This window comes from Sphingobium sp. OAS761, from assembly GCF_024168485.1.
In the GTDB taxonomy this organism is placed as follows: domain Bacteria; phylum Pseudomonadota; class Alphaproteobacteria; order Sphingomonadales; family Sphingomonadaceae; genus Sphingobium.
Genome location: NZ_JALJVY010000003.1, coordinates 49,504 through 62,122 on the forward strand (window position 1 = coordinate 49,504; position 12,619 = coordinate 62,122).

At 59.8% G+C, this 12,619-nt stretch carries 7 protein-coding genes; 4 read left to right on the plus strand and 3 right to left on the minus strand.

Annotation, left to right across the window (positions count from 1 at the left end; genetic code table 11):
- The first annotated feature begins 86 nt into the window (after window positions 1-86).
- The 3 genes from J3E64_RS04690 (at window position 87) to J3E64_RS04700 (ending at window position 4,966) form a co-directional block, all read left to right on the plus strand.
- A complete protein-coding gene (locus J3E64_RS04690) occupies window positions 87-1,583 on the plus strand; it encodes a tryptophan halogenase family protein (protein ID WP_253340358.1) in 1,497 nt (498 codons plus the stop codon).
- A gap of 86 nt (window positions 1,584-1,669) precedes the next feature.
- The gene (locus J3E64_RS04695) at window positions 1,670-2,269 is read left to right on the plus strand and encodes a hypothetical protein (RefSeq protein ID WP_253340360.1); all 600 of its coding nucleotides are present in this window, start codon (window positions 1,670-1,672) and stop codon (window positions 2,267-2,269) included.
- A gap of 81 nt (window positions 2,270-2,350) precedes the next feature.
- The gene (locus J3E64_RS04700) at window positions 2,351-4,966 is read left to right on the plus strand and encodes a glycoside hydrolase family 2 TIM barrel-domain containing protein (protein WP_253340362.1); all 2,616 of its coding nucleotides are present in this window, start codon (window positions 2,351-2,353) and stop codon (window positions 4,964-4,966) included.
- Between the two features lie 42 nt (window positions 4,967-5,008).
- On the opposite strand, the gene J3E64_RS04705 is transcribed toward J3E64_RS04700, so the two are convergent.
- A complete protein-coding gene (locus J3E64_RS04705) occupies window positions 5,009-6,559 on the minus strand; it encodes an alpha-L-fucosidase (RefSeq protein ID WP_253340364.1) in 1,551 nt (516 codons plus the stop codon).
- A gap of 428 nt (window positions 6,560-6,987) precedes the next feature.
- On the opposite strand from J3E64_RS04705, the gene J3E64_RS04710 reads away from it, so the two are divergent.
- A complete protein-coding gene (locus tag J3E64_RS04710) occupies window positions 6,988-8,565 on the plus strand; it encodes a cellulase family glycosylhydrolase (protein ID WP_253340366.1) in 1,578 nt (525 codons plus the stop codon).
- Window positions 8,566-8,916: 351 nt separating this feature from the next.
- On the opposite strand, the gene J3E64_RS04715 is transcribed toward J3E64_RS04710, so the two are convergent.
- Window positions 8,917-11,301: a TonB-dependent receptor gene (locus tag J3E64_RS04715; protein ID WP_253340368.1), complete on the minus strand. Its 2,385-nt coding sequence runs from the start codon at window positions 11,299-11,301 to the stop codon at window positions 8,917-8,919.
- 444 nt (window positions 11,302-11,745) lie between these two features.
- A complete protein-coding gene (locus J3E64_RS04720; protein ID WP_253340370.1) occupies window positions 11,746-12,540 on the minus strand; it encodes an IclR family transcriptional regulator in 795 nt (264 codons plus the stop codon).
- Between the last annotated feature and the right edge of the window lie 79 nt (window positions 12,541-12,619).

Sequence of the window (12,619 nt, forward strand, 5' to 3'; positions counted from 1 at the left end):
GCACCCTTCTCATTTTCGAACGCCCAATAGCCCCAGACCTGTTCAGCAACACATGATGTCGGGCATGTTCATGATGAGGCGTATCAATGAATAATGGTCATCTGCGGGACATTGTCATTCTGGGTGGCGGTGCCGCAGGGTGGATAGCGGCCGCGCTGCTGGCCAAGAAAATTGATCGCCATCAAACCCGCATCACTCTCGTCGAGTCAGAGGAAATCGGGATCATTGGCGTTGGGGAAGCCACGGTTCCGCTGTTGACGCAGTGCAATGCCATGCTGGGGATTGATGAATTCGATTTTGTCCGAAAAACCCAAGGCACGTTCAAGCTCGGCATTGAGTTCTGCGACTGGGGCGTTGCCCGAAACCGGCATTTTCATGCATTCAGCGATTATGGCCATGCGGTCGAGGGGATATCGACCCACCATTATTGGCTGAGAATGCGGCAATCAGGCGAAGATTGTCCCATTGACGATTATTCCTTTGCCTACGCGGTCGCGAAAAACAACAATTTCGCTCCCCATAACGAGCGCTATCATTACGCCTATCATTTTGATGCTTCACTCTATGCCCGCTATCTGCGCGATGTCGCAACCGAACTCGGGGTGCGGCGTATCGAAGGCAAGATGACGCACTTCGATCTGGATGGCGGGTCCGGCAATATTACCGCTATCCATCTTGCTGATGGCCAGACGGTTCCCGGCGATCTTTTCCTGGACTGCACGGGTTTCGCATCCGCACTGCTGGGAAATGCGTTGGGCACGCCTTTTGTCGACTGGTCGCACTGGTTGCTTTGCAACAGCGCCATCGCGGTGCCATCAAGACGCACCGGCGAGCCCATGCCGTTTACCCGATCTACCGCGCACGCGGGAGGCTGGCGCTGGACTATCCCGCTGCAACATCGCAGCGGCAATGGCATGGTCTATAATTCGGATTTATGGAGCGACGAAGCGGCGCGCGAAACCTTGCTGGGCAGTATCGACGGCGAACCGCTGGCTGATCCACGGCTGTTTCGCTTTACGTCGGGGCACCGCAAGCAATTCTGGAACCGCAATTGCATAGGGATCGGTTTTGCATCCAGCTTTCTTGAGCCCCTGGAGTCGACCGGTATACAGTTGATCGTCATGGGGGTTTTGAAGTTGCTTAAATACTTCCCCCAACGGACTATCGATCCCGTTCTACGCGACGAATATAACCGGATCTCCACACGCGAGATCGAACGCATCCGCGATTTCATCATCGCGCACTATTATCTGTCGCGCCGTCCCGAACCGTTGTGGTCGGCGTGCCGGAACATAGAGATACCCGACAGCCTTCGGCACAAGCTTGATGTCTGGAACGCCAGCGGCCAGGTCGCCCTGGAAGATTCCGAATCCTATATGGAACCGAGCTGGGTCGCCATCCTGTTGGGCAACGGCGCCGTTCCAGAGCGCTACGCCGTGGCGGCTGATTTCCATCCGCTGGAGCAGATCCGCACGGGTCTGAAATTGCGGCGCGAGGAGATCATGCGTTCAGCGCAGGCAGTCACTTCACATCAGGATTTCATCGATCGCCACTGCAAGGCCCCCCAAAAGGCGCTTGTATAATATGGACTCTGGGCGATCCCTTCCTTGCGGCACACGGTTGGCGATGCTGTCACGCCGCAGCCCTTCGAGCATGACTGGAAATTATCGTGAACAGCTTTCTGAAAATTCACTGGAAGTTTCTGACATGCGTCGCGCTCCTGAGCTTGCCGGCCGTCAGTGCCGATGCAAAGGTGGCAGCGCCGCAGACTATCTGGGCCAAGGCCGATGTCGACTATACCCAGTATCGCGCCGACGCACTGGAATGCGGGATGCAGGGGCTGGCGGTGAACATCGACAATAGCGAGGAAGTGAAGACGCTGGCGCGGGCGTCACAGCAGCTGGAGGCAATAGACGCTTCCGCTCAGGCGGCCTTGAGCTTGGATGCCGGGCAAATGGGGCGGTCGGACGACAGTCCTGTTTATGTGCACAATGGTCTGGATATTGCCGCGCGCAAAGGCGCTGAGCAGCAGGCGGTCATCGCCACCGCCAAGCCGGAGGAGCAATATGCGCGGATCAAGGAAATGATGTTCAAGGTCGTGCGCCGGTGCATGGTTAACAGGGGCTACGCCAAGATTGTTCTGACCGAAGATCAGCGCAACGAATATAGCGACATGAAGGGCGGCGCCGATGCGCGCCGCGCCTACATCCACAAATTGGCCAGCGATCCCCAGCTGCTCGAAACCCAGCGAGAAGCGCCCGCTCAGTAATGCCGTCCAAACTCTGGATAACCGCGCCCGCTTACGCCGGCGTTCCTGCTTCCCGCACCAGAGAGCTCGATGAAACAACGGATGAAGTGGCTGATGGTGCTGGCGGCAGCTCTGCTGGGCATTGCCGCGATCGCGCCAAGCCAAGCCGCCGCGCGCGCGGATGAGGAGCGTTCGGCGTCGGTCGCGCGCGAACGAAGCAATTTCAACGCCGATTGGCGGTTCCACCTCGGCGATGCGCCGGGCGCAAGAGAACCGGGATATGACGATGCCGATTGGCAGTCAGTCGGCCTGCCGCACAGCTTTGGCATACCCTATTTTCAGGCGTCTCAATTCTACACCGGCTATGGCTGGTACCGGAAACAGCTGACCGTTCCGGGCGCATGGCGCGGCCGGCGGATCTTCCTTGAATTCGAAGGGGCATTCCAGGACGCCGAAATCTTCGTCAACGGCAATCCGGTCGGCCGCCATCGCGGCGGCTATACCGGCTTTTCCGTCGACGTCACCGCAGCCGTGAGGACGGGCGAAAACAGCATCGCGGTGCGCGTCAACAATCTCTGGGGGCCCACCCTTGCGCCGCGGGCGGGTGAGCATGTGTTTCAAGGCGGCATTTATCGCGATGTCTGGCTGGTGACGACCGATCCGGTACATGTCGCCTGGTACGGGACCAAGGTGACAACGCCCGAACTGTCCGAACGGAGCGGCAGGGTCGCGATCGATACCGAAGTGCGCAACGATGGCACGAGACCTGTGACCTTGTCCGTGCGCACTGACATCCACGATCCCGCCGACAAGATCGTCGCGACGATGAACGGCGGCGCGGAGCGGCTTGCGGCGGGTGGCATCGCGACGGTGAGCCAGCGCTCCGGGCCGATCATCGCCCCGGCGCTCTGGAGCCCGGAAACGCCCGTCCTCTACAAGGCGGTGACGACGGTGATCGCCAACGGCCGGCCTGTTGATCGCTACGAGACCGATTTCGGCTTCCGCTGGTTCGAATGGACCGCCGACCGGGGCTTTTTCCTCAATGGCAAGCACCGCTATTTCAAGGGCGCCAATGTCCATCAGGACCAGGCCGGCTGGGGGGATGCCGTGTCCAACCGCGCCATGGAGCGCGACGTGCAGATGATGAAGGATGCGGGCTTCGATTTCATCCGGGGCTCGCACTACCCGCACGATCCGCACTTCGCCGGGGCGACCGACCGGATCGGCATGTTGTTCTGGTCCGAAACACCATTTTGGGGCATCGGGGGCTTCGGAGCCGACGGCACGTGGATGGCAAGCGCCTATCCGGTCGATCCCAAGCACAGGCCGGGCTTCGAGGATAGCGTCAAACAGCAGCTGACCGAGATGATCCGCATCACGCGCAATCATCCGTCGGTCATCGTCTGGAGCATGAGCAACGAACCGTTCTTCTCGGCGGGCGAAGTCATGCCGGAGGTGCGTCGCTTCCTGAAGGAGCTGGTCGCGCTGAGCCACCAGCTCGATCCCACGCGGCCTGCCGCGATCGGCGGCGCGCAGCGGGGCGAGATCGACAAGCTCGGCGACATCGCCGGCTACAATGGCGACGGCTCCGCGCTGTTTCCCGATCCCGGCATCCCCAATGTGGTGTCCGAGCATGGATCGCCCATGTTCGACCGCCCCGGCCCCTATGAGGCGCCCTGGGGCGATCTGGTGAACACGCCCGGCGCCGCGAAAGGCGTCGAATATTCCTGGCGGCTCCCGTGGCGCTCGGGCGAAGCTGTCTGGGCGGGGTTCGACCATGGTTCGATCGTCGGGCGCCGGTTCGGGTCGATGGGCGTGGTCGATTATTCGCGCCTGCCCAAGCGCAGCTACTATTGGTTCCGCAACGCCTATCGCGGCATAGCGCCGCCGCAATGGCCCGAGGCAGGCAAGCCGGCCGGGCTGCGCCTGACCTCGAGCAGCCCGGTGATCGAGCGGGCCGACGGCACCGACGATGTGCATCTGGTGGTGACCGTGGTCGATGCCCACGGCCGCGCGCTCAGCAACAGCCCGCCCGTGACGCTCTCCATTGAATCTGGCCCAGGCGAGCTCCCGACCGGCCGCACGATCCGCTTCGCACCCGACAGCGACATCCCGATCCGCGACGGGCAGGCGGCGATCACGATGCGCAGTTGGCAATCGGGCAAGAGCATCCTGCGCGTGAGCTCGCCCGGCCTCAAGGATGCTACGCTGACCATCGAAACGACCGGCGGCCCCGCGTTCGTGCCCGGCGTGACTCCGCTGGCGCCCGACCGGCCTTATGCCGAGGCCAGGCGAACCGACGCCGAATTCATGTACTTCCCCGACGCCATATTCGGGCAGGACAACCCTACCGGCGCGAGTTCCAGCGCCAGCGGCCACTCATCCCGGCTGGTCAATGACGGCGATCCGGGCACCTGGTGGATGGCAGGGGAAGGCGATGATGCGCCATGGGTCTCGATCAGCCCGGAAAAGATCCTGCAGTTCCGCAGGCTGGAAATCACCTTCCCGCAGCCCGGCAATTATCGCTTTGTCGCGGAAGTAGAGGACCAGAATGGATTGTGGGTCGCCGTGGCCGATCAATCGGCTACCGCCGATACCGCGCAGACGCGCACCATTGACGTGAAACACGTGATCGGTTCGCGCCTGCGGGTCAGGATCGAGGCACCGGCGGGCGCGCCCGCCGGTGTCGCCGACATCCGGATCGTCGGCGCGATGTAATACGAAGCTGCTGAGATGCTGGCGCATCTCAGCGGCCAGGGATCAGCCGAACAGTATCTCGAACGCACTGGCGTGTCGGGCAGCCATTTGCGATGGCAGGTCGATGACCAGCGCCTGTCCCGTCTGCCGGAACGTCAGGTCACGCCGGAGCCCCAGCAGACGCACGCGGCGCACCGCACGCGGTTCATTCGGATTATTCCTGGCCAGCGACATGATCTCCAGCTGGCCAGCGGGTTCGCCCAGCGTGATCGCGTAAAGTGCTTCGCCCTTCGTGGTAAACCGGATGTCCCGCGGGGTGTAGTCGCCACTCTCCTGGAACATGCCTGCTGCCGTCTCGGTCGGGCCTTCGCCGAAGATCTTCCAGGGCCGCGTGCCGTGGATCGCGGGGGAATTGACCTTCATCCAGGCGGCGAGGTCGGCAAGCAGGCTTTCCGATTCAGGCGGCAGGCTGCCGTCGGGATATTGCACGATGTTGAGCAGCATGTTGCCGTTCTTGCTCACGATATCGGCCAGCATCGTCACGACCTGCGCCGACGTCTTGAAAGGATGCGTTTCGCTGAAGAACCAGTCGCCGTTGGACGTATCGGTCTGCCACGGCAAGGGATTGATGCCCTTGAGCACGCCCCGCTCCACATCCTGCACGGAGGCTTCGGCATGGAACTCGCCCGAACCCGTATCCTTGCAGGCGTAGACTGCGTCCAGTTTCCCTGACCGCGCGATGCTGCGATTGTAATAATGCGCGACCAGCGACCGGCCGATCTCGCCGAACGGCAGGCCGCCGTCGGAATAGAGAAGATCGGGCTGGTAGCTATCGATCAGGTCGCGAATGCGTTGGAACCACGTCTGTTGGAAGGCACGATTTGTCGTGTACCAGCTTTGTGTCGTGTTGCGGAACGGCTCGTCACGATTGTCGTGATACAGGTCCGTGAATTTGGGATCGGCGCCGTCATAGGCCATGCCCAGCTTCGGCCAGAACTGATCATAAAGATGATTGGGATACCACCAGGTGTAGCTGGCGCCCAGATGCTCGGATACGCCAAAGCGCAGGCCGTGCGCACGCGCGGCCTTCTGCCAGTCGCCCACGATGTCACGCTTTGGCCCGATTGCCGTCGCATTCCAGCGATGATGGGTTGACCGCCACAGGTCGAAATTGTCGTGATGCACGCCCATTGAAACGAAATATTTCGCTCCGGCGGCAGCATATTTTTTCATGAGCGCATCCGGGTCGAACTTTTCGGCCTTCCAGAGCGGCAGGATATCCTTGTAGCCGAACCCGGACGGATGGCCGTAAGTTTTGACATGATGGTCATAATGGGGGTGGCCCGGCACATACATGAAGCGGGCATACCAGTCGCCCTGGCGCGGCACCGCCTGCGGTCCCCAGTGCGACCAGATGCCGAATTTGGCGTCACGGAACCATGCGGGCGTTTCATAGCCTTTCAGCGACATCACGCTGGAATTGAAACGTCCCGGCAGAATCGAAGGCGCGGCTTCAGCGCCCGCCCCGCCCGTCCTTGCCCGTGCGGCCGCACTTAGCCCGCACGCTGCGATCGCCGCACCGCCCAGGATTTCCCGCTTGCTGAAATCGGCCATTTTCTCTCCGTCCTCTCATCTCCGCCCGGCGGGCAACCGGGACTTTTCCGTTTTGTCATTGCCCACAGGTGCCGTTACCGTCCTTCGCGCGCGAGGCGGTCCACCAATTGTCGCGCCCCGCACTTCAAACCGGATTCGGCCTTGCAAGACCGGGGTTCCATTTCGACCATGCAGGTCCTTGTATTCGCTAATAGGTAGCGCTACCATAAACTTCGTCGATGCCAAGAGAATTCTGGCAGAGGCAAATGCCGGCATGGCTGGCCAACAACGGTTGAAGAGGACAGGGTGCGAGGGTTTCCATCAGCAGGTGGTCGGTCGAGCCCCGAATTCCGAGCGGGTGTGGTGCGGGCTTTTGCCGCCCCTTATCCCGCATCGGTCCCGGCGATCATCGCCTGTTCTCGGCCTGGACGGATGGAGGACGGTGCCTGATGAAATTTCTCTCCGGAACAATGCTGGCGGTCGCAATGACGGCGAGCCTGTCGCTGCCCCTGGCACAGGCGCAGGCAAAGGATGCGCGTACAATCGCCGCCGACATGAACGCGATCGCGGGACCGATGAGCACGGCCTGGCAGGATTGTGTGGGCTCGGGTCATGCCGGCCTGTTGCTTCGCAAGGAAAACCAGGACCAAATGCGCCTGGTGCATGATGAGACCGGTTTCAAATATATCCGCTTCCACGGCATTTTTACGACCTACACCGATGCCTATCGCGAGATTGACGGACGGCCCTTTTATAATTTCGACCGGGTGAACCAGGTCTATCGCGCGGTGCTCAAGGCCGGTTTCAAGCCCATGATCGAAGTCAGCTTCATGCCCAATGATCTGGCCTCGACTGACCAGACTATCTTTTACTGGAAGGGCAATGTGTCGCCGCCCAAGGATTGGGGCAAATGGTCCGATTTCATCACGGCCTTCGTCCAGAATCTGGAAGCCAATTTCGGCAGGGAAGAGGTGGAAAGCTGGCGCTTCGAGGTGTGGAACGAGCCCAATCTCGACGGCTTCTGGGTCAATGCAGATAAGCAAGCCTATTTCCGGCTCTATGATACCACGGTTAAGGCCATTCGCGGCGTGAACCCGGCGCTGAAGGTCGGCGGCCCGGCCACCGCGGGCGTGGCATGGGTTCCTGAATTCATCGCGCATGCGCAAGCGAACAATGTGCCCGTCGATTTCGTCGCCACCCATACCTATGGCGTGGCCGGAGGCTTCCTCGACGAAAAGGGCGAGGGCGATAACAAGCTGGTTCCCGATCGCGACGCGGTGATCGGCGATATCCGCAGGGTGCGCGCCGAGATCGAGGCCTCATCCAAGCCCGGCCTGCCGCTCTACATCACCGAATGGAGCACGAGCTACAATCCGCGCGATCCCATTCACGACGCCTATCTGAGCGCCCCGTTCATCCTCAACAAGCTGAAAGGAACCGAAAAGGACGCGCAGTCCATGAGCTACTGGGTCTATTCCGATCTGTTCGAGGAACCCGGCCCGCCGCCCACGCCATTCCATGGCGGCTTTGGGTTGGTCAACCGCGAAGGCATCCGCAAATCCGCCTTCTTCGCCTATAAATATCTCAATGCGCTTGGTTCGCAGGAATTGCGCAACAGCGACCAGGAATCCTGGCTGACGCGCGAGGGAGACAATTTCGCGGGGGTGATCTGGAACTATGCGATTCCTGATCAGAAGGAGAGCAACCGCCCCTTTTACACCAAGATTCACCCGGCGGCGAAGCTGGCGCCGGTCGAACTGAACCTGTCCTCGCTCAAGCCGGGCAACTACAGGCTGCGGGTCTACCGCACCGGCTACAAGGCCAATGACCCCTACACCCGCTATATGGAATGGGGTCGCCCCGACAAGCTGACGCCGGAACAGATTTCCATCCTGCAGAACCTCACAAAAGACGCGCCCGAGGTCGACCGGACAGTGACAATCGGCTCGGATGGAAACTTTCGTCGCAACATTTCCCTTCGGACCAACGACGTGCTGCTGGTGCAACTCGACAACATCGGCACGTAGCTGTTCAGTGAATCAAGAAGAAGTTGGGCTGCCCGCGGCTCGTCTGGGCGCCTTTTGTCTTTTTGAGCGATCTGTAATTGTAACGGTTTGTGCCGGTCATGGCTTCATCCGCGCGCATGCGCAACGAAACTGCCCGGCTCTAATCGCATCTGAAGGACAGCCGGGGAGCACGTCACACGTCACAGCCAGCTCGACATTGCGACAGCAGTGCATCGGGCAAAGTGAGCGGATCGAAATGCCAGATTCATATCTCGTTCCGCAACTAAGTCGAACAACCTGCCGACAAAGCAGGATTACTCGATAGGGCATATTGACGGCCGGGGATCACCTTGCTGATCCCCGGCCAATTGATCACCAATTAAATCTCAGCGTGGCGCCAAATTCACGCGGCGGCGTGATATTCGCCAGGCGGTAGCCTGAGTCGAACGGGATGGTACCAAAGCTTTCGAGACCCGGCAGTGCGCTCGTTCCAATCTGGAAGTTGCCCTGTGACACCCGCTGCGCACGCGTCTGGTCGAGAAGGTTCTTCACGAACAGGTTGAGTTCCCAACGGTCCTCGCCGCGAAGGCCAACGAAAAGATCGACTTTTGTGAAATCCCGGTAGGTATAATTGCTGTTTTGTGACTTATAGCCCGGCCGATAGGACAGAAGACCGCGGATGAATGGGGTGAGTGAACCCATGCCAAAGCGGACTTCGCCATTACTCGTCAGGCTGAACTTTGGCACATCGGCGATGCGATCGTTACGAGCGCAGACAGCAACCTGTTCGGTTCCGGGCACGCTGGGCGTTCCGATTGAGTCCGGGACGCCGTCACCATTATAGTCGTTACAATAAAGTTTAGCGTTATCGTAGTGGGCATCCGCGTAGGTCGCATTGATGTTCAAGTCTACCCATTGAGAAGGTTGAAAGCCGAGTTGAACTTCAACACCCTTGCTGATGGCGTCGCCGAAAGTCGGCAGCGGCGCAGCCGCCGTGTCGACGGCACCTGGCACGCGTGACGAATTGGTCGTTAATGACGGAGCGAAGTCCACATAGTTTTTGAACTTCTGGTAAAATGCGGCGATGTTAAGGGTGACCTTGCGATCGAACAAGCTGGACTTGAGACCGACTTCAACCCCGTCCGACGTCTCGTCAGGAGTTTGCAGATATTGCGGATCGAGTGGAGTCGAAACACCTGTGGCTGCGACACCCGGACGGAAAGACCGACCGTAGTTTGCATAGATGTTCAGATCAGGGTTTACCTTCCAGCTGATGGCCGCACCGCCGGTCAAAGCGCTCGGCTTCACTACACTTACTGTAGTGGTATCAGTGCCAATGGCCGGGATGATGAGGCGCTGGGAACGGGTCGTCGTACCCCAAGTTTGGCGGAGACCGCCGGTTATGGTCAAGCCATCAACCACTTCATATCCGAGCAAACCTGACACTGCATAGGATTTGCTGAGGATCGGGAGTATGACCGACACATCGACGGGAAATACGAAAATCTGCGGAGGCACCGGCCCCGGGCCCGTCATTCCGGGGAAGATCGTCCCGAACGGATCGGTGAAGAAGGCGTCGTTGCTCTGGTTCACGCGGACGTCGTTGAACTTCGAATAGTCGTAGTTAGCTGCAATGGCCCAGTTCAGACGAGAGTCGCTTGGCGATTGAAGACGGACTTCCGCGGTCCAGAGATCATAGGGTGTGTGCACATGCTGGTTCAGCTGATAGCCAGGGACCGCATTGCCCTCGTCCTGGTCGCGCTGCTGCTCCAGACGTGTTTTTTGATATCCCCCGTTGAATACCAGTTCGCCCCAACCAAAATTATAATTGGTGTTGAGCGTGATCAGATGCGTTTCATTGGTGAACCGCAACGCACCTTCGTTAACCGCCAGGCGGTCTTTCAAGCTGATCGCAGGACCGCTGCGTAATGGGAAGAAGCTGCTCGGGCTTGGCTGATTACCAGAGCCGAAGACGGCACGGAACGGGCGCGTATCTGTCCAAAGATATTGATAGACCAAGTCCGCACGGAATTCGGACGATGGTTGCCAGGCAAGCGAAATACGCCCGCTCATCGTTTCGTTGTAGGATTTACGCCCGTCGACATTTTTTACCTGACCGGCGCGGTTCCGGTCATATAGGAGCGCGCCGCGAACAGCCAGGCTGTCCTGGATGATCGGCACGGACGCAGCACCCTGGAAGTTGTAGGCATGAAGGTCGCTGGCCGCTGCCTGTGCGTAGCCGGCCGGCTTGCTCAGGTCTGGGCGAGCCGAGCCTATGACGATCGAACCAGCGGGCGACACCTTGCCACGGAACAGGCCCTGAGGGCCGCGCAGGACCTGGACTTGGCCGATATCGTATATGGCGCTGAAGAATGTGTTGGGATCAACGTCGATTTCGTTGAAATAAACCTGAACTGCGTCGCTCGATCCGCTGTCCGGATTGAAGGAGATGCCGCGCAATGTCGCGATGTTGCTGCGACCATCGCCATTTTCCAGTGTCAGGCCTGGAACGACGTTCTGGATATCCTTGACGTCGAACAGGTTGAGCTTGGCGATCTCCTGTCCTGAAACGACATCGACTGCCAAAGGCGTTTCCTGCAGCGTCTCTGCACGGCGCGTGGCGGTCACGATGATTTCCGAAACATCCGACTCTGCTGCGCCCTGCTCCACCTGCTGGGCCGCCGCGCCGCTGGCGATGGCGAGCCCGCATGCACAGCTCAACAGGCCGATAAGATGATGCCCCCTTCGTCCCTTCATAGTCCCCTCCGTTTTGATGGCGATTTGCCCGTTAGTTAATAGCGGCCATCTTAAAGGAAGGGTTCGCGCGCCATAAGCGCCCATTCCACCATGTGGAACAACGCTGGCGACCCGGCGCAGTAGCGCCTGGAAGCTATCCAGGCGCTACGCCCCCTTTAAGATGCGCATCATCCTCACGCCAAAAGTGTGGGCAAGATCAAATGCATCTGTCATTCATCCCATGATGTGGGACGGAACCATTGACCCTTCCCATTGACTTGCCATCACTATCTCTGTTTCTTCAAACAATAGATAGGACGATGCCGGTGATCCGGTTACGGCGCACGTCTTGGGGTCGCGAGCCCTCATATCTTTCACCATCCTCTGTCCCGCCGCTTCGCGCTGCTACAGGGGCGTTGCGCTACTTATCTCGCAATGGATGGAGGGAGGGCGTAAGACCGTTGTTCAGAAGCTCTGCGCCGCAATTTCTATGCTGATGCGTTGCGCGGCGCTCATCAGCGCCGGGCCGAGAATATCAAGTCGCTCGCGGGTGAGGTGCGACGATCGATCCGAAATCGACAGCGATCCCTTGGGCAATCCGTAACGGTCGTTCACCACCGCCGCAACGCAACGCAGCCCGTCGCTATGCTCTTCATCGTCGAATGCATAGCCACGAGCGCCTATCTCCGCCAATTCGCGACGGAGCCGATCACCATCGATGATGCTGCGTGCGGTGCGCGGCTTGAGCGGCGCACTGTCAAGATAGCGGTCGAATTCGGCCCTGGACCATTTCGCCATCAGCACCTTGCCCGAAGCAGTGGTATGCAGCGGTAAAACAGCGCCGGGCCGTGCGGCTGTCTGGCGGAACCCGTTCGTGGCAGCCTGCCCCACATAGCAGACGCCTGTGCCCTCTGGCACGGCGATATTCACGCAATGCTGCACTTCGGACATCAGTGATCGCATGATCGTGCGGCCCAACTGCCCCAGGTCGCGCGTCTGCGCGAATACGGCCCCTACCGTAAAAGCCTGGACTCCGATGGACCAGCCGTTCCTGCGCCGATCAAATGCGACATAGCGAAGCGCCTCCATGGTCGTCAGCAGGCGATGAGTGGTGGATCGGGGCAGGCCGACGGCGCGAGACAAATCGCTGAGCGTCATGTTGTCGCTCTTCGCCAGTTCATCCAGAATGCCAAATGCCCGTACCAGCGACTGAACTCGCCCGAGCAAGCCGTCTTCCGGTTCTTGCTGACTATCCGCCACGCCCGTTCCTCACCTTGCCTGATCGCCACCGCACAAGCGGCAATCTATCGAACTGGTATGACCTGTTAGCCCGTGTTTG

What these genes read in the sequence shown, in the direction of transcription:
- J3E64_RS04690 (WP_253340358.1), top strand. Translation starts at nt 87, where the DNA reads ATGAATAATGGTCATCTGCGGGACATTGTCATTCTGGGTGGCGGTGCC.
- J3E64_RS04700 (WP_253340362.1), top strand. Translation starts at nt 2,351, where the DNA reads ATGAAGTGGCTGATGGTGCTGGCGGCAGCTCTGCTGGGCATTGCCGCG.
- J3E64_RS04705 (WP_253340364.1), bottom strand. Translation starts at nt 6,559, where the DNA reads ATGGCCGATTTCAGCAAGCGGGAAATCCTGGGCGGTGCGGCGATCGCA.
- J3E64_RS04710 (WP_253340366.1), top strand. Translation starts at nt 6,988, where the DNA reads ATGAAATTTCTCTCCGGAACAATGCTGGCGGTCGCAATGACGGCGAGC.
- J3E64_RS04715 (WP_253340368.1), bottom strand. Translation starts at nt 11,301, where the DNA reads ATGAAGGGACGAAGGGGGCATCATCTTATCGGCCTGTTGAGCTGTGCA.